Below are 17,632 nucleotides of genomic sequence, written 5' to 3'. Positions count from 1 at the left end.
TCGCGTCCTAGGCGCCGCGCAGCCGCGCCGCGGTCAGCAGCAGTCCCATGCCCGTGGTCGCGTTCCGGAACCGCCCCTCGACGACCGCGCGCACGGCCTCCTCGAGGGGGAGCCACTCCACGCGCATGTCGGCCTCCTCGCCCTCGCGCTCGAACGCGCCTTCCGTCGGAGTGAGGTCGCGTGCGAGGAACAGGTGGATGAGCTCCGACGTGCCGCCCGGCGACAGATGCACGGCGCTCAGCTCCTGCCAGTCCGCGGCCTCGAGGTCGGCCTCCTCGGCGAGCTCCCGCTGCGCGGCCTCGAGCGGGCTCTCGCCCGCGACGTCGAGAAGCCCGGCGGGGAGCTCCCAGTCGCGCTCGCCGATCGGATGGCGGTACTGCTGGATGAGCAGGACGCGCTCGTCCGCGTCGAGTGCGACGACCGCCGCCGCCCCGGGATGGGCGAGGTACTGGCGCGTCAGCTGGTCGTCGCCGTAGACGAAGCGCTCCGAGACGATGTCCCACACGATGCCGCGGAACGCGACCTCGCTCTCGACGATCTCGACCTCGTGGGCCTCGTCTCGGAGCTCCTCGGTCATCAGGCGTTCTCGACGTCGAACAGCTCGCTCGCCCGGCTGCGCTCGACGGCCGCGCCGACGAGCCCGCGGAACAGCGGGTGCGGGTCGGTCGGGCGCGAGCGGAGCTCGGGGTGCGCCTGGGTCGCGATGTAGTACGGGTGCACGTCGCGCGGCAGCTCGACGAACTCGACGAGGTCGAGGTCGGGGTTCAGGCCGGAGAACACGAGCCCCGCCTCGGCGAGCTGCGCCCGGTAGGCGTTGTTGACCTCGTAGCGGTGGCGGTGGCGCTCCTGGACCTCGGCGGCGCCGTAGAGGTCGGCGGCGAGCGAGCCGTCCGCGAGGCGTGCGGGGTACAGACCGAGGCGCATCGTGCCGCCGAGGTCGCCGCGGTCGAGGATGTCGACCTGCTCGGCCATCGTCGCGATGACGGGAGCGGTCGTCTCGGGGTCGAACTCGGTCGACGACGCGTCGGCGATGCCGGCCACGTCGCGGGCGTACTCGATCACCATGCACTGCAGGCCGAGGCACAGGCCGAGCGTCGGGATGCCCTGCTCGCGGGCGAAGCGGAGCGCTCCGAGCTTGCCCTCGATGCCGCGGATGCCGAATCCGCCGGGCACGCAGATGCCGTCGAGCGACGACAGCTGCTCCTTGGCGCCCTCGGGCGTCTCGCAGGTGTCCGACGGGATCCAGCGGATGTTGACCTTGGTCTCCTGCGCGAATCCGCCGGCCTTGAGCGCCTCGGTCACCGAGAGGTAGGCGTCGGGCAGGTCGATGTACTTGCCGACGAGGCCGATCGTCACCTCGTGCTTCGGGTTGTGGACCGCGTGCAGGACGCGGCCCCAGCGCGTCCAGTCGACGTCGCCGGCCTTCTCGGCGAGGCCGAGGCGGCGCGCGATGTAGGCGTCGAGACCCTGCTCGTTGAGCGTCGAGGGGATGTCGTAGATGCTCGGGAGGTCGACCGTGTTCACGACGCCCTCGATGTCGACGTCGCACATGAGGGCGATCTTGTTGCGGTTGCTCTCGCTCACAGGGCGATCGCTGCGGAGCACGAGCGCGTCGGGCTGGATGCCGACCTGGCGCAGCGCGGCCACCGAGTGCTGCGTGGGCTTCGTCTTCTGCTCGCCGGATGCGCCCATGAACGGCACGAGCGACACGTGCACGAAGAACACGTTGTCGCGACCGAGCTCGTGGCGCAGCTGCCGGGCCGCCTCGAGGAACGGCTGCGACTCGATGTCGCCGACCGTGCCGCCGACCTCCGTGATGATGACGTCGGGACGCGGCTCGTCCTCGGCCTGCAGGCGCATGCGCCGCTTGATCTCGTCTGTGATGTGCGGGATGACCTGCACCGTGTCGCCCAGGTACTCGCCGCGGCGCTCGCGCGCGATGACCTGCGAGTAGATCTGGCCCGTCGTGACGTTCGCGGCCTGCGACAGGTTGATGTCGAGGAAGCGCTCGTAGTGCCCGATGTCGAGGTCGGTCTCGGCGCCGTCGTCCGTGACGAAGACCTCGCCGTGTTGGAACGGGTTCATCGTGCCGGGGTCGACGTTGAGGTACGGGTCGAGCTTCTGCATGACCACGTGCAGCCCGCGTGCGGTGAGGAGGTTCCCGAGACTCGCGGCCGTGAGCCCCTTGCCGAGCGAGGAGACGACACCGCCCGTCACGAAGATCTGCTTGGTGGTGTCGTCGCGCCGTGCCTCAGGAGTCTGCATCACGGGCTTCGATCCTAACAGTCCGGGGTGGGAGGAGGGCGTGCCGCTCGCAGTGTGCTCCCAGCGGCGGATGCTTGTCGCGGCCGACGGGAGGCGCCGCGCCCGGCATCCTTCGGGCTATCGTGCCACGTTCCCGGCGTGCGGGCGAGAGCGACCTCGCGGGCGGTGTCAGACGGCGGTGTGGGCGAGCGCGAGAAGCTCGCGTGCGTGGGTCAGCGCAGCGTCCGAGTCGGCCAGTCCCGAGAGCAGCCGTGCCATCTCGGCCTCCCGCTCTGCGCCCTCCAGACGCTGCACGCTCGAGCGGGTGACCGACCCGTCGTTGGCCTTGACCACGCTCAGGTGGTTGCTCGCGAACGCCGCCACCTGCGCGAGGTGGGTCACCGCGATCACCTGCGACGACTGCGCGAGGCGCGCGAGGCGCTTGCCGACCTCGATCGCCGCGGCGCCGCCGATGCCCGCATCGACCTCGTCGAACACGAACGTCGGCACGGGGTCGGTCTCGGCGATCACGACCTCGATCGCGAGCATCACGCGGCTCAGCTCGCCGCCCGACGCGCCGCGCGCGACCGAGCGCGGCTCGGCCCCGGGGTGCGGGGCGAGCAGGAAGGCGACGTCGTCGCGCCCGGTCGCCGATTCCTGGCCCGGCGAGACCTCCACGACGAGGCGCGCGTCGGGCATCGCGAGGGCGTGCAGCTCCTCCGTGACAGCGTCGCCGAGGCGCGTCGCCGCCTCCCGGCGCGCGGCGGTGAGCGTCGCTGCCGCGGCGTCGAGCGCGGCACGCGACTCCTCGCGCTGGGCGGACAGCCGCTCGATCCGGTCTCCGTCGTCGTCGAGCTCGGCGAGCCGCGCGGAGCCCGTCTCGAGGAGGGCGATCGCGGCGTCGAGCGACCCGTGAGCGCGGACGAGAGAGCCGACCGCGGCCCGGCGCTCCTCGACCGCCGCCAGCTCCTGCGGCCCGGTCTCGTCGAGATCGGCGAGGAAGCCCGAGAGCTCGACGGCGAGGTCCGCCGCCCGGTATCCGAGGTCGGCGATCTGCTCCGCCAGGGTCGTGAGCGCCGGGTCGCCCGCGCGCTCGAGCGCGCGACGCGCCTCGCTCACGAGCCCCGAGACATCCGGAGCTCCCTCCTCGCTCGAGAGGGCCTCGCGGGCGAGCGCCGCCGCAGAGCGCAGCTCCTCGGCGTTCGCGAGCCGCTCGGCGCGCTCGGCGAGCTGCACGTCCTCGCCCTCGACAGGGGCGATCTGCTCGATCTCCGTGAGGGTCGCGCGCAGGGACTCCGCCTCGGCTGCGCGCGCGGTGCGCTCGGTCGTGAGGGTCTCCAGCTCGCGCTCGAGCTCGCGGTGCGCATGCCATGCGCCCCGGTAGGCCTCGAGGGCCTCGCGCACGGGCGCTCCCGCGAAGCGGTCGAGCGCGTCGCGCTGCGCGGCCGCGGAGCGGAGACGCAGCTGATCGGTCTGGCCGTGCACGACGACGAGCGCATCAGCGAGGTCGGCGAGCACCCCGGCCGGGGCGGCGCGGCCGCCCACGCTCGCACGACTGCGACCCTCGGCGGCGAGCGTGCGCGAGAGATACAGCTCGGCGCTGCCGTCGCCGATCGGCTCCAGGTCGCCGCCGGCGTCGCGCACGCGCTCGGCGACCGCGCCGGTCTCCGGCACGATCCACACGCCCTCGACGACAGCCTGCGCCGCCCCCGCGCGCACGGCGCCCGAGTCGGCGCGCTGGCCGAGCAGCAGCCCGAGGCCGGTCACCACCATGGTCTTGCCCGCACCGGTCTCGCCCGTGATCGCCGTGAACCCGGCGCCCATGGGCAGGGTCGCCTCGGCGATCACGCCGAGGTCGCGCAGTCGCATCTCCTCGATCACTCGTGGGCCTCCAGGCTCGGCAGCGTGAGGGTCTCGGTGGGCGTGTGCTCGCTCGGGCCGCGCCATCCCTCGGTCGGCAGCTTGAACTTGCGGACGAGCCGGTCGGTGAACGCGGCGGGGTGCAGGCGGGCGAGCAGCACGGGCTTCGGCGAGCGCCGCACGACGACGCGCGCGCCGGGCGGGAGCGGGTGCGAGCGGCGCCCGTCGCACCAGAGGACGCCGGTGCCCGCCGAGTCGTCCTTGAGCTCGACCGCGACGGCGTGATCGGGCCCGACGACGAGGGGCTTCGAGAACAGCGTGTGCGCCGAGAGCGGCACGACGGCGATCGCCTGCACGGTCGGCCAGATGACGGGCCCGCCCGCGGAGAAGTTGTACGCCGTGGATCCCGTCGGAGTCGCGACGACGACGCCATCCGCACCGTACGCCGTGAGCGGCCGACGGTCGACCTCGATGATGACCTCGATCATCCGCTCGCGCTGGTCCTTCTCGATCGCTGCCTCGTTGAGGGCCCACGTCTCGTAGACCACACGGTCGTCGTCGTCCTTCACGATGACGGCGAGGGCCAGGCGCTCCTCGACCGCGTAGTCGCCGATGATCGCGCGGTGGACGGCCTCGTCCATGTCGTCGCGCTCGATCTCGGCGAGGAAGCCGACGTGCCCCATGTTGACGCCGAGGACAGGCGCCGTGCCACCGCGCACCAGCTCGGCCGCGCGCAGGATGGTGCCGTCTCCCCCGAGCACGATCGCGATGTCGATCTCGGTCAGGGCCACGTCGATGCCGAGAGCGGGGACGTCGGCGAGCTCGGCGACGATCGCGGACAGCTCGGCACGGTCGTCGGGGGCGAGCACCGGGACGGCGCCCTCGGCACGCACGGCGTTCACGACCCGCACCGCGGCGCGCACCGTGTCCTCGCGATACGCGTGGGCGACGATCAGGATCCTGCGCTGCGTCATCGTCCTCCCGCCTCCGTCACGATCGTGTCCTCCCATTCTGTCGGATCCGCTCCGCGGCCCGACGAGATGTGCACAAGCACCTCGACATTGCCGTGCGCGCCCTCGATCGGCGAACGGCGCACCGCGCGGGTGCCGAGGCCGAGATCCCACGCGGCGCGCAGGACGCCGCGCACGGCGTCGATGCGGAGGGCGGGGTCGATCACGACACCGCCCCGGATGCCGGTGCGCCCCACCTCGAACTGCGGCTTGACGAGCAGGACGACGTCGGCGCCGTCTGCCGCCACCGACGCGACGGATGGCAGGACGAGCGTGAGCGAGATGAACGACAGGTCGCCCGTGACGACGGAGGGCGGTGTCGCGATGCCGCTGGCCTCCGCAAGCCTCTCCGGGGTCATGAACCGCACGTTGAAGCCCTCGACTGCACGCACCTCGGGATCGCTCGCGACCGCTGGCGCGAGCTGTCCGTGGCCCACGTCGACGGCGATGACCGGCGACGCCCCGCGGGCTCGGAGCACCTGGGTGAAGCCGCCGGTCGACGCTCCCATGTCGAGCGCGGCCCGGCCGGCGACCTCGATCGAGAACGCGTCGAGCGCGTGAATGAGCTTGTGGGCGCCGCGGCTGACCCACTGATCGGCGGCGTCCACCTCGATGCGCGTCGTGTCGTCGACCCTCGCCGACGCCTTCGTGACGATCTCGCCCTCGACCCGCACCGCGCCATCCGCGATGAGGCCCGCCGCGTGCGTGCGCGAGCGCGCGAGGCCGCGCTCGGCGAGCGCCGCGTCGAGTCGCTGCGTCATCGGGGCGCGGTGCCGTCGCGAGGAGCGGACTCGAGCCGCGCGGCCAGCTCGTCGTGCAGGGCCGCGTACGCGCTCGCCCGCTCGGCGAGAGGCTGATCCTCGATCACCCTGAGCCGGCTGACGAGCTCTGCGCCGTGGTCCTGATCCGTCACCCGTTCAGACTAGCCGCGGCGGAAGCGGTCCTCGTAGAGGCGCTCGGGCACGCGGAAGCCGAAGATCTGGCGGCCGGTGTCCCAGATCGCCTTCGACGCCGCACGCAGCAGGTCGATGTCGCGCGTTCCCTCGCTCACGATGTGCACGTCGGGTCCGTCGATGCGCACGGCGGCGTCGCGGACCCAGACCGTGTCGCCCTTCACGCGGGCGACGGGATACGGCTCGAAGAGCTCGCGCAGGTCGCTGAGGATGTAGGTCGGGCGCGAGTGAGACGGCGCGGCGAGGATGTGCTTGGGCCGGTCGATCCCCGTCAGCACGATCGCCGACGCCATCCCGGCCGCCTGCGCGCCCATGATGTCGGTGTCGAGCCGGTCGCCCAGGAACAGCGGGTTCTGCGCCGAGAATCGCGCGACGGCCGCGTGGAAGATCGGGGCCTCGGGCTTGCCGGCGACCGTCGCGAGACGCCCGACGGCCGTGTGCACGGCCGACACGAGCGTGCCGTTTCCCGGCGCGACGCCCCGCGCCTGCGGGATCGTCCAGTCGGTGTTCGTCGCGATCCAGGGGATGCCGCCCTCCTCCTCGGGAAGAGCGAGGGCGAACGCGGCCTCCGCGAGCTGGGTCCAGCCCACCTCGGGTGCGAAGCCCTGGACCACGGCCGCCGGCGCGTCCTCGGCACTGCGGGTGACGACATAGCCGGCCTTCTCGGCCTCGACGACGAGGCCCTCCCCGCCCACGACGAGGATGGTCGAGCCTGCCGGCACGCGCTCCGCGAGCAGGCGCATGGCGGCCTGAGGGCTCGTCACGACGTCGTCGGGCGCGGTGGGGATGCCGAGCTCGCTCAGGTGAGCGGCGACGGACGCGTCCGTCCGCGAGGCGTTGTTCGTGATGAACCCGAGCCGGCGGCCCTCGCTCGTCGCACGGTTCAGGCTCTCGACCGCGTGCGGCAGCGGCCCGGGGCCGGCGTAGACGACGCCGTCGAGGTCGGCGAGGAGGACGTCGACCCCCTCGATCGGTGCGGGGCCATCCGTCCGCTTAGAAAAGAGCGCCATCGGGGCGGTCATCCTCCGTCGTCGATTCCTCAGGTGCAGGCTGCTGCTCTCCGCGCGCCTCGGACTCGGCGTCCTCGGTGTCGACCGGTGTCGCGTCGGGCTCGGCGGCAGCGGCAGCGTCCGGCGTCGTGTCGGCAGCGCCCTCGATCCCGGCGGCGATCAGGATCTCGGACACCTCGTCCTCGATCGTGAACTCCTGCTCGGGCTCGGGCTCCTCTGCCGGCTCGGGCTCGGGCTCGGGATCCTCTGTCGGCTCGGGAGCGGCTGCGGGCTCCTGCTCGGAGGCGACGTCGTCGGCCGCGTGCTCCTCCTCGGCCGGGAGCGCCTCGGTGTCGGTGTCGTCGACGAAGATGAAGTCGTCCTCGTCTGCGCGGCGGTGCGCGAGGAGCGCTTCCTCGGCGACCTCCGCCCGGCGGCGCCACGACGCCGCCTCATCGGTGCGGCCGAGGTCCTCGAGCACGTTCGCGCGTGCCGCGAAGAGACCCGGGCTCCACTCGAACGCCCGATCGGGATCGAGCTCCGGGATGTCGAGCTCGTGCAGAGCCAGCTCGGTCTGACCGAGGTCCAGTCGCGCACCCGACATCGCGATCGCGAGCTCGACGCGCGCCGCGACGTCAAGCGCCTCGCGGTCGGCGGCGCGGCCCTCCTCGAGCGCCTTCTCGGGGCGTCCGACGCCGCGCTCGCTGTCGACGATGAGCGCGACGTTGTCGTTGCGCCCCGTGATCCTCCGCTGCGTGCGCAGCTCGCGCAGGGCGAGCGCGAAGTCGCCGTTCGCGTACGCCGTGATCGCGAGCGTCTCCCGGGCGACGCCGATGCGGCCTGCGTGTCGCACCGCGGCGAGGGCGTGCTCGTGGGCGAGCTGCGGGTCCTCGTCGATCAGGCGCGACGCCATCGCGAGATGACGTGCGACGCGCTCCGCGTTCTCCTTGCTGAGGGTCTTCAGCTCGTTGCGGGCTGCCGGCGCGAGATCGCGCGCCGTGATGTCCTCGGGAAGGAACGGATCGGGCACGCGAGCGTGCTCGGGCGGACGCGACGCGCCGCCATCGTCGTGACGCGGACGCGCGGGTCGGCTGTCGCGGTCGTAGGGACGGCGCGGTCCGGCCTGACCGTCGCGGCTCTGCGGACGGCGCTGCGGGCGGTCGTCTCGCTGGTATGGGCGGCGGTCGCTGGAGCTGCGGTCGTCACGCTGGTACGGACGACGCTCCCCCGAGTTCCGGTCGTCCCGCTGGTACGGACGACGCTCACCGGAGTTGCGGTCATCACGGGAGTACGGGCGACGCTCACCCGAGTTCCGGTCGTCCCGCTGGTACGGACGACGCTCACCCGAGTTCCGATCGTCCCGCTGGTACGGACGACGCTCACCCGAGTTCCGGTCATCACGGGAGTACGGACGACGCTCACCCGAGTTCCGATCGTCCCGCTGGTACGGACGACGCTCACCCGAGTTCCGGTCATCACGGGAGTACGGACGACGCTCACCCGAGTTCCGATCGTCCCGCTGGTACGGACGACGCTCACCCGAGTTCCGGTCATCACGGGAGTACGGACGACGCTCACCCGAGTTCCGATCATCCCGCTGGTACGGACGACGCTCACCCGAGTTCCGGTCATCACGGGAGTACGGACGACGGTCACCCGAGTTCAGGTCATCCCGCTGGTACGGACGACGGTCACCCGAGTTCCGGTCATCACGGGAGTACGGACGACGGTCACCCGAGTTCAGGTCATCCCGCTGGTACGGACGACGGTCACCCGAGTTCCGGTCATCACGGGAGTACGGACGACGCTCACCCGAGTTCCGGTCATCCCGCTGGTACGGGCGACGATCGCCATCGCGCTGCGGACGCCCATCACGGGGACGCCGGTCGCGGGAGGCGCTGTCGGAGTATCGGGGTCGCGCCCCGTCACGCCCACGAGCCCTGTCGTCGCCGCCGCGCGGTCGTGACCCGCCCTCGGGGCGATCGTTGTCTCCGTCGTTCGGCATGTCTACTCCTCGGTGATGCCCGTGTAACGCACGAAAGGGTCATCCGTCGTCGGATGACCCTTTCGTCTACGTGAAGTCCGGCGGTGTCCTACTCTCCCACAAGGTCCCCCTTGCAGTACCATCGGCGCTGAGAGGCTTAGCTTCCGGGTTCGGAATGTGGCCGGGCGTTTCCCTCTCGCTATGACCGCCGAAACATCTGGTGATGTGTTCGACATCAAGCTTTCTCTATGAAAGTTTCTGGTGCCCGTACATCGGGAACCACAAAGTGGACGCGAGCACCGCAGAAGACGGTGTGTTATCAAGTCATCGGCTTATTAGTACCAGTCAGCTGCACCCATTGCTGGGCTTCCACGTCTGGCCTATCAACCCAGTAGTCTGCTGGGAGCCTCTCCACCCGAAGGTGATGGAAGTCTCATCTTGAGGCCGGCTTCCCGCTTAGATGCTTTCAGCGGTTATCCATCCCGAACGTAGCCAACCAGCGGTGCCCTTGGCAGGACAACTGGCACACCAGAGGTTCGTCCAACCCGGTCCTCTCGTACTAGGGTCAGATCCTCTCAAACTTCCTACGCGCGCAGCGGATAGGGACCGAACTGTCTCACGACGTTCTAAACCCAGCTCGCGTACCGCTTTAATGGGCGAACAGCCCAACCCTTGGGACCTACTCCAGCCCCAGGATGCGACGAGCCGACATCGAGGTGCCAAACCATGCCGTCGATATGGACTCTTGGGCAAGATCAGCCTGTTATCCCCGAGGTACCTTTTATCCGTTGAGCGACAGCGCTTCCACAAGCCACTGCCGGATCACTAGTCCCGACTTTCGTCCCTGCTCGACCTGTCAGTCTCACAGTCAAGCTCCCTTGTGCACTTACACTCGCCACCTGATTGCCAACCAGGTTGAGGGAACCTTTGGGCGCCTCCGTTACTCTTTGGGAGGCAACCGCCCCAGTTAAACTACCCACCAGGCACTGTCCCTGAACCGGATCACGGTCCGAAGTTAGATATCCAGAGTGACCAGAGTGGTATTTCAACAACGACTCCACAATGACTGGCGTCACTGCTTCACAGTCTCCCACCTATCCTACACAAGCCACACCGAACACCAATACCAAGCTGTAGTAAAGGTCACGGGGTCTTTCCGTCCTGCTGCGCGTAACGAGCATCTTTACTCGTAATGCAATTTCGCCGAGTTCGTGGTTGAGACAGTTGGGAAGTCGTTACGCCATTCGTGCAGGTCGGAACTTACCCGACAAGGAATTTCGCTACCTTAGGATGGTTATAGTTACCACCGCCGTTTACCGGGGCTTAAATTCTCAGCTTCGCCTTGCGGCTGACCGGTCCTCTTAACCTTCCGGCACCGGGCAGGCGTCAGTCCGTATACATCGTCTTGCGACTTCGCACGGACCTGTGTTTTTAATAAACAGTCGCTACCCACTGGTCTCTGCGGCCCACACACGCTTTCGAAGCAAGTTCTAATACGCGCTGGGCCCCCCTTCTCCCGAAGTTACGGGGGCATTTTGCCGAGTTCCTTAACCACGATTATCTCGATCTCCTCGGTATTCTCTACCTGACCACCTGAGTCGGTTTGGGGTACGGGCGGCTAGAACCTCGCGTCGATGCTTTTCTCGGCAGCATAGGATCACCCACTTTTCATCCCCATCACATCTCAGCCACATGAGCCACGGATTTGCCTATGGCTCGGCCTACATGCTTGGACCAGGACAACCATCGCCTGGCTTGGGCTACCTTCCTGCGTCACACCTGTTAATACGCTAACCGCACCAGCATGGGGTCGCGCGCTCCACCAGACGGTGCCACCCGAAGGCGGCGATGTCTGGCTTTGGGCGCTTAGCACCACTGGATTGATTGGGGCGGTTCTTCGCCGGTACGGGAATATCAACCCGTTGTCCATCGACTACGCCTGTCGGCCTCGCCTTAGGTCCCGACTTACCCAGGGAAGATTAGCTTGACCCTGGAACCCTTGGTCTTCCGGAGGACGTGTTTCTCACACGTCTTTCGCTACTCATGCCTGCATTCTCACTCGTGTGGCCTCCACGGCTGGATCACTCCGCCGCTTCACCGCCCACACGACGCTCTCCTACCCATCAACACGGCTGGACCACGAAGGCCTACCAAAAATGTCAATGCCACAACTTCGGTGGCGTGCTTGAGCCCCGTTACATTGTCGGCGCGGAATCACTTGACCAGTGAGCTATTACGCACTCTTTCAAGGGTGGCTGCTTCTAAGCCAACCTCCTGGTTGTCTGAGCAACTCCACATCCTTTCCCACTTAGCACGCGCTTAGGGACCTTAGATGGTGGTCTGGGTTGTTTCCCTCTCGACGATGAAGCTTATCCCCCACCGTCTCACTGCTGCGCTCTCACTTACCGGCATTCGGAGTTTGGCTGACGTCAGTAACCTTGTAGGGCCCATCGGCCATCCAGTAGCTCTACCTCCGGCAAGAAACACGCAACGCTGCACCTAAATGCATTTCGGAGAGAACCAGCTATCACGAAGTTTGATTGGCCTTTCACCCCTATCCACAGCTCATCCCCTCAGTTTTCAACCTAAGTGGGTTCGGCCCTCCACGACGTCTTACCGTCGCTTCAGCCTGGCCATGGATAGATCACTTCGCTTCGGGTCTAGGACACGCGACTGAACTCGCCCTATTCAGACTCGCTTTCGCTACGGCTGCCCCACACGGGTTAACCTCGCCACGTATCACTAACTCGCAGGCTCATTCTTCAAAAGGCACGCCGTCACCCCAACAAGGAGGCTCCGACGGTTTGTAAGCAAACGGTTTCAGGTACTATTTCACTCCCCTCCCGGGGTACTTTTCACCTTTCCCTCACGGTACTTGTCCGCTATCGGTCATCTGGGAGTATTTAGGCTTACCAGGTGGTCCTGGCAGATTCACACGGGATTTCACGGGCCCCGTGCTACTTGGGATACCACTCGCGGCAGGAAACGCATGTCGACTACGGGGCTACCACCCGCTCTGGCCGGCCATTCAAAACCGTTCGTCTATACGCACCTGTACCACCGAGACCTGCGGCAGCGGTCTCAGAATGGTCCCACAACCCCGAACGTGCAACACCTGCCGGCTATCACACACGATCCGGTTTAGCCTCATCCGCTTTCGCTCGCCACTACTCACGGAATCACTGTTGTTTTCTCTTCCTGTGGGTACTGAGATGTTTCACTTCCCCACGTTCCCTCTACCCGCCCTATATATTCAGACGGGAGTCACCAGGTCAGCACGCCGCCTGGCGGGGTTTCCCCATTCGGAAATCCTCGGATCACAGCCCGCTTATCGGCTCCCCAAGGCTTATCGCAGATTGCTACGTCCTTCTTCGGCTCCAGATGCCAAGGCATCCACCGTTTGCTCTTAAAGACTTGAAATCACATGAGCCACAGAACCCCCGAAAGGATCCTGCGTTCGCTTCTTTAAGATGCTCGCGTCCACTGTGTAGTTCTCAAAGTACGGGCGGCACCCCACCCTCCCCGACCAGACAGCCGGCTCAGACGAGGCCCACGAAGACCAGCCACCAAAGGTGCCTGAGCCCTCAGGACCCAACAACGTGCACGCGCCCCACCCGCAACCAGCACCCCGTTCCCACCACACCCCGAAGGACATGACGTACTGAGAGCACCAGCGCAGCTGAGGCGCCTTGTCAAATGTTCCACCCATGAGCAACCCGTCGAGGACATTCGCCTCGAAACGGGCCCCTGCGAACCCCGAAGGGCTCGAGATGCTCCTTAGAAAGGAGGTGATCCAGCCGCACCTTCCGGTACGGCTACCTTGTTACGACTTAGTCCTAATTACCGATCCCACCTTCGACAGCTCCCTCCCACAAGGGGTTAGGCCACCGGCTTCAGGTGTTACCGACTTTCATGACTTGACGGGCGGTGTGTACAAGACCCGGGAACGTATTCACCGCAGCGTTGCTGATCTGCGATTACTAGCGACTCCGACTTCATGAGGTCGAGTTGCAGACCTCAATCCGAACTGGGACCGGCTTTTTGGGATTCGCTCCACCTCACGGTATTGCAGCCCTTTGTACCGGCCATTGTAGCATGCGTGAAGCCCAAGACATAAGGGGCATGATGATTTGACGTCATCCCCACCTTCCTCCGAGTTGACCCCGGCAGTATCCCATGAGTTCCCACCATAACGTGCTGGCAACATAGAACGAGGGTTGCGCTCGTTGCGGGACTTAACCCAACATCTCACGACACGAGCTGACGACAACCATGCACCACCTGTACACCGACCAAAAAGGGGCGACTGTTTCCAGACGTTTCCGGTGTATGTCAAGCCTTGGTAAGGTTCTTCGCGTTGCATCGAATTAATCCGCATGCTCCGCCGCTTGTGCGGGTCCCCGTCAATTCCTTTGAGTTTTAGCCTTGCGGCCGTACTCCCCAGGCGGGGAACTTAATGCGTTAGCTGCGTCACGGAGACCGTGGAAAGGCCCCCACAACTAGTTCCCAACGTTTACGGGGTGGACTACCAGGGTATCTAAGCCTGTTTGCTCCCCACCCTTTCGCTCCTCAGCGTCAGTAACGGCCCAGAGATCTGCCTTCGCCATCGGTGTTCCTCCTGATATCTGCGCATTCCACCGCTACACCAGGAATTCCAATCTCCCCTACCGCACTCTAGTCTGCCCGTACCCACTGCAGGCCCGAGGTTGAGCCTCGGGTTTTCACAGCAGACGCGACAAACCGCCTACGAGCTCTTTACGCCCAATAATTCCGGATAACGCTTGCGCCCTACGTATTACCGCGGCTGCTGGCACGTAGTTAGCCGGCGCTTTTTCTGCAGGTACCGTCACTTACGCTTCTTCCCTGCTAAAAGAGGTTTACAACCCGAAGGCCGTCATCCCTCACGCGGCGTTGCTGCATCAGGCTTCCGCCCATTGTGCAATATTCCCCACTGCTGCCTCCCGTAGGAGTCTGGGCCGTGTCTCAGTCCCAGTGTGGCCGGTCACCCTCTCAGGCCGGCTACCCGTCGACGCCTTGGTGAGCCACTACCTCACCAACAAGCTGATAGGCCGCGAGCCCATCCCCAACCGAAAAATCTTTCCCACCACAGACCATGCGGCCATGATGCATATCCGGTATTAGCAACCGTTTCCGGCTGTTATCCCAGAGTCAGGGGCAGGTTGCTCACGTGTTACTCACCCGTTCGCCACTAATCCACCCAGCAAGCTGGGCTTCATCGTTCGACTTGCATGTGTTAAGCACGCCGCCAGCGTTCATCCTGAGCCAGGATCAAACTCTCCGTAAAAAACAGAAGCAGACACCCACCCGGGAAAACGGACAGGCACCTGCGAGTTCAATCATGACCAAAAAGGATGCCAAAAACTGACAACCATAAAATTTGATCCAAAGGAATTCTCAACCAGCCGAAGCTGGACGAGGATAATTTGGCATTTGACAAGTGCACGCTGTTGAGTTCTCAAGGATCAGACGCACCCAGCCCCACGACTCCCGCCGCGGCCCTCCGGGGCAACCATCCACCCCCAGCACCAGCAAGACCACAGCCTCACCAGAACCAGGGATTGCGTTGTACGTCGCAGACCTGGGGCGGGGAACCTTCCGGCTCAACCTCACCGCTTGGCGGCGACAAGGGAATACATTACGCCGAACCCCCACCCCCAGCAAACCCACCCACCACCCGGGCGTGTCGCAACGCGGAAGCAGGGCCATCCGGTCCCTGTTGCGCCGAAGGGCGCGCCTCCTCACGGAGACGCGCCCTTCGGCGGAACGCTGAATGTCAGGCGTCGATGAAGACGCCGGCGAGCGCCTTCTTGCCGCGCCGCAGCACCGAGACGCCGCCCGGGAGCGTTCCGTTCACCGTCGCCTCATCGGAGTCGACCTTCGCGCCGTCCACGGAGACGCCGCCCTGTGAGATCGCGCGACGCGCCTCCGATACCGACGAAACGAGCCCCGTCTCCACGAGCGCCTGGGTGACGGGCGTGCCCGCGGCGAGCGTCGCGTGGGGCAGTTCACGGAGCGCGGAGGCGAGGGTGCCCGCGTCGAGAGCACCGAGATCTCCCTTTCCGAACAGAGCCTCCGACGCGTCGATGGCCGCAGCGGTCGCCTCTGCCCCGTGCACGGCGGTCGTCACCTCGAGCGCGAGCCTCTTCTGCGCCGCACGGCGGAACGGCTCGCTCTCCACGAGAGCCGCGTACTCCTCGATCTCGGCCCGCGTGAGGAACGTGAAGACCTTCAAGCGCTCGACCACGTCGGCGTCATGGGTGTTGAGCCAGAACTGGTAGAACGCGTACGGACTGCACATCTCCGGATCGAGCCAGATCGCGTTGCCCTCGCTCTTGCCGAACTTCGTGCCGTCGCTGTTCGTGATCAGCGGGGTGCCGAAGGCGTGGACCGACCGTCCCTCGACGCGGTGGATGAGGTCCGTGCCGCTCGTGAGATTGCCCCACTGGTCGCTGCCGCCCGTCTGCAGGACGCAGTCGTAACGGCGGTAGAGCTCGAGGAAGTCCATCCCCTGGAGGATCTGGTAGCTGAACTCCGTGTAGCTGATGCCGGCTTCGGAGTTCAGGCGCGCGGTCACCGCGTCCTTCTTGATCATCGTGCCGACGCGGTAGTGCTTGCCGATGTCGCGGAGGAAGTCGATCGCCGACATCGGCGCCGTCCAGTCGAGGTTGTTCACCATCCGAGCGGCGTTGTCGCCGTCGAAGCTGAGGAACCGCTCGATCTGGGCGCGCAGCTGCGCGACCCACTCGGCGACCGTCTCCTTCGTCTGCATGACGCGCTCGGCGGTCGGGCGAGGGTCCCCGATGAGGCCGGTCGCCCCGCCCACGAGACCGAGCGGCCGGTGGCCGGCGAGCTGCATGCGACGCATCGTGAGAAGCTGCACGAGATGCCCGAGGTGAAGGCTCGGCGCGGTCGGGTCGAACCCGCAGTAATACACGATCGACTCGCCCGCGAGCAGCTCGCGAAGAGCGTCCTGGTCGGTCGACACGTGCACGAGGCCGCGCCAGACGAGCTCATCCCAGATGGTCTCGAAAGAGGGATCGTTCGCCTGCACGGCAACGGAGGTTGCGGGTACAGTCATGCGCTCCAGCCTAGGGCTTCCCGGGACCCGTCCTCACAAGCCGAGCGCGTGCGCGACGGCCTGCGTCCGTGCGACGAGCTCCGCGCGCTGCTCGACCACCCGCTCGGGAGCGGTGCCGCCGACACCGGCGCGCGATGCAACCGATCCCTCGATCGACAGCACCTCCCGCACGGCGGGCGTGAGGTGCTCGGACACCTCGGCGAGGAGCTCGTCCGTCGCGTCCTCCAGGCCGATCCCCCGCTCCTCGCAGGCGCGGACGAGCGCACCGGAGATCTCGTGGGCGTCGCGGAACGGGACCCGCTGCGTGACGAGCCACTCCGCGACATCCGTCGCGAGCGAGAATCCCTGCGGCGCGAGCGAGGCCATCCGCTCGGTGTCGAAGCGCAGTGTGGCGACCATCCCTGTGAAGGCGGGAAGAAGCACCTCGAGAGTCGCGACGGAGTCGAACACCGGCTCCTTGTCCTCCTGCAGATCGCGGTTGTACGCGAGGGGCAGCGCCTTGAGCGTCGCGAGCAGGCCGGAGAGGTTGCCGATCAGGCGTCCCGACTTGCCGCGCGCGAGCTCGGCGATGTCGGGGTTCTTCTTCTGCGGCATGATGCTCGAGCCCGTCGAGTACCCGTCGTCGAGCGTCACGAAGCCGAACTCGCGGGTGTTCCAGAGGATGATCTCCTCGGCCATGCGCGACAGGTCGATGCCGATCTGCGCCGCGATGTAGGCGAACTCGGCGACGACGTCGCGCGCGGCCGTGCCGTCCATGGAGTTCTCGGCCGGCCGATCGAGGCCGAGTTCGCGGGCGACGAGCGCGGGATCGAGACCGAGGGTCGACCCGGCGAGCGCCCCTCCCCCGTACGGCGACACGCCCGCGCGGGCGCGCCAGTCGCGGAGCCGCTCAAGGTCGCGCACGAGCGGCCATCCGTGTGCCTGGAGGTGATGCGCGAGGAGCACGGGCTGGGCGTGCTGGAGGTGCGTGCGGCCCGGCAGGATGGCCGACGGGTGTGCGTCGGCCTGCGCCACGAGCGCGTCGATGAGCTGGACGAGCTCGCGCGCGATCACACCCGCGTGGTCGATGAGGAACAGGCGGATGAGCGTGGCGATCTGGTCGTTGCGGCTCCGGCCTGCGCGCAGTCGGCCGCCGAGCTCGGCGCCCACCTCCTCGAGGAGCGCCGTCTCGAGGGCGCCGTGCACATCCTCATCCGCATCGCGCGGACGCAGACGACCGCTTCGCACGCCCTCGGCGAGCGCGTCGAGCCCGGCGTGCATGCGCGCCGCCTCGTCGGCGGTGAGGTAGCCGGCGGCTTCGAGGGCCGCGGCGTGCGCGTGCGATCCGCGGATGTCGTAGAGCGCGAGCTGCCAGTCGAAGTGCGTCGATCGGCTCAGCGCCTGCAGCTCGGGGCTCGGCCCCCCTGCGAAGCGTCCGCCCCAGAGGGCTCCCTCGTTCGTCCCACGCGTCTCGCCTGTGCTCACCCGTCCAGCGTACTGAAGCGCCAGGACCC

11 protein-coding genes and 3 rRNA genes are annotated in these 17,632 nt (G+C 66.9%); 1 reads left to right on the top strand and 13 read right to left on the bottom strand.

Translation table 11 applies throughout. The features are described 5' to 3' along the window. Window positions 1-7: 7 nt before the first annotated feature. The 8 genes from M1D56_RS05475 to M1D56_RS05440 all read right to left on the bottom strand — a co-directional run bounded on the left by M1D56_RS05475 (window position 8) and on the right by M1D56_RS05440 (window position 8,086). Window positions 8-577, bottom strand: a complete 570-nt coding sequence (locus M1D56_RS05475; RefSeq protein ID WP_271173385.1) for an NUDIX domain-containing protein — start codon at window positions 575-577, stop codon at window positions 8-10. Continuing rightward, window positions 577-2,265 carry a CTP synthase gene (locus M1D56_RS05470; RefSeq protein WP_324014898.1) on the bottom strand — a complete coding sequence of 563 codons (1,689 nt, stop codon included), beginning with the start codon at window positions 2,263-2,265 and terminating at the stop codon, window positions 577-579. Before M1D56_RS05470 ends, M1D56_RS05475 begins: the two co-directional genes overlap by 1 nt. Window positions 2,266-2,433: 168 nt before the next feature. Then, window positions 2,434-4,125 carry a DNA repair protein RecN gene (recN, locus tag M1D56_RS05465; RefSeq protein WP_456284907.1) on the bottom strand — a complete coding sequence of 564 codons (1,692 nt, stop codon included), beginning with the start codon at window positions 4,123-4,125 and terminating at the stop codon, window positions 2,434-2,436. After that, the gene (locus tag M1D56_RS05460) at window positions 4,122-5,078 is read right to left on the bottom strand and encodes an NAD kinase (protein WP_271173388.1); all 957 of its coding nucleotides are present in this window, start codon (window positions 5,076-5,078) and stop codon (window positions 4,122-4,124) included. Before M1D56_RS05460 ends, recN begins: the two co-directional genes overlap by 4 nt. Further along, window positions 5,075-5,875, bottom strand: coding sequence for a TlyA family RNA methyltransferase (locus M1D56_RS05455; protein ID WP_456284906.1), 801 nt, complete (start codon window positions 5,873-5,875; stop codon window positions 5,075-5,077). Before M1D56_RS05455 ends, M1D56_RS05460 begins: the two co-directional genes overlap by 4 nt. After that, window positions 5,872-6,027: a hypothetical protein gene (locus M1D56_RS05450; RefSeq protein WP_271173390.1), complete on the bottom strand. Its 156-nt coding sequence runs from the start codon at window positions 6,025-6,027 to the stop codon at window positions 5,872-5,874. The genes M1D56_RS05455 and M1D56_RS05450 overlap by 4 nt, the downstream gene beginning before the upstream one ends. Window positions 6,028-6,036: 9 nt before the next feature. Then, window positions 6,037-7,077 (bottom strand): HAD-IIA family hydrolase, encoded by a 1,041-nt coding sequence (locus tag M1D56_RS05445; RefSeq protein WP_282979244.1) that lies wholly within the window; start codon window positions 7,075-7,077, stop codon window positions 6,037-6,039. After that, window positions 7,061-8,086 carry a hypothetical protein gene (locus M1D56_RS05440; protein WP_456284905.1) on the bottom strand — a complete coding sequence of 342 codons (1,026 nt, stop codon included), beginning with the start codon at window positions 8,084-8,086 and terminating at the stop codon, window positions 7,061-7,063. The genes M1D56_RS05445 and M1D56_RS05440 overlap by 17 nt, the downstream gene beginning before the upstream one ends. 39 nt (window positions 8,087-8,125) lie before the next feature. On the opposite strand from M1D56_RS05440, the gene M1D56_RS05435 reads away from it, so the two are divergent. Continuing rightward, on the top strand, window positions 8,126-9,022 hold the full coding sequence (locus tag M1D56_RS05435) for a hypothetical protein (RefSeq protein ID WP_456284904.1): 897 nt from the start codon (window positions 8,126-8,128) through the stop codon (window positions 9,020-9,022). Window positions 9,023-9,136: 114 nt separating this feature from the next. On the opposite strand, the gene rrf is transcribed toward M1D56_RS05435, so the two are convergent. The 5 genes from rrf to argH all read right to left on the bottom strand — a co-directional run bounded on the left by rrf (window position 9,137) and on the right by argH (window position 17,603). Further along, window positions 9,137-9,253 (bottom strand): 5S ribosomal RNA (gene rrf / locus M1D56_RS05430). A gap of 102 nt (window positions 9,254-9,355) precedes the next feature. Then, window positions 9,356-12,460: ribosomal RNA gene (locus tag M1D56_RS05425) — 23S ribosomal RNA — on the bottom strand. Window positions 12,461-12,821: 361 nt separating this feature from the next. Then, window positions 12,822-14,345 (bottom strand): 16S ribosomal RNA (locus M1D56_RS05420). The 16S, 23S and 5S rRNA genes sit together here, the layout of an rRNA operon. 489 nt (window positions 14,346-14,834) lie before the next feature. Continuing rightward, a complete protein-coding gene (gene tyrS / locus M1D56_RS05415) occupies window positions 14,835-16,139 on the bottom strand; it encodes a tyrosine--tRNA ligase (protein WP_271174286.1) in 1,305 nt (434 codons plus the stop codon). Between the two features lie 33 nt (window positions 16,140-16,172). Then, on the bottom strand, window positions 16,173-17,603 hold the full coding sequence (gene argH / locus M1D56_RS05410) for an argininosuccinate lyase (RefSeq protein WP_456284903.1): 1,431 nt from the start codon (window positions 17,601-17,603) through the stop codon (window positions 16,173-16,175). Between the last annotated feature and the right edge of the window lie 29 nt (window positions 17,604-17,632).

It is taken from the genome of Microbacterium sp. JZ101 (assembly GCF_053903175.1).
The sequence above is the reverse complement of the archived record's forward strand: the minus strand, read 5'-3'. Positions and strand labels throughout refer to the sequence as shown.

Coding starts and splice junctions, on each gene's coding strand:
- M1D56_RS05475 (WP_271173385.1), bottom strand. CDS start 577: ATGACCGAGGAGCTCCGAGACGAGGCCCACGAGGTCGAGATCGTCGAG.
- M1D56_RS05470 (WP_324014898.1), bottom strand. CDS start 2,265: ATGCAGACTCCTGAGGCACGGCGCGACGACACCACCAAGCAGATCTTC.
- M1D56_RS05460 (WP_271173388.1), bottom strand. CDS start 5,078: ATGACGCAGCGCAGGATCCTGATCGTCGCCCACGCGTATCGCGAGGAC.
- M1D56_RS05455 (WP_456284906.1), bottom strand. CDS start 5,875: ATGACGCAGCGACTCGACGCGGCGCTCGCCGAGCGCGGCCTCGCGCGC.
- M1D56_RS05445 (WP_282979244.1), bottom strand. CDS start 7,077: ATGGCGCTCTTTTCTAAGCGGACGGATGGCCCCGCACCGATCGAGGGG.
- tyrS (WP_271174286.1), bottom strand. CDS start 16,139: ATGACTGTACCCGCAACCTCCGTTGCCGTGCAGGCGAACGATCCCTCT.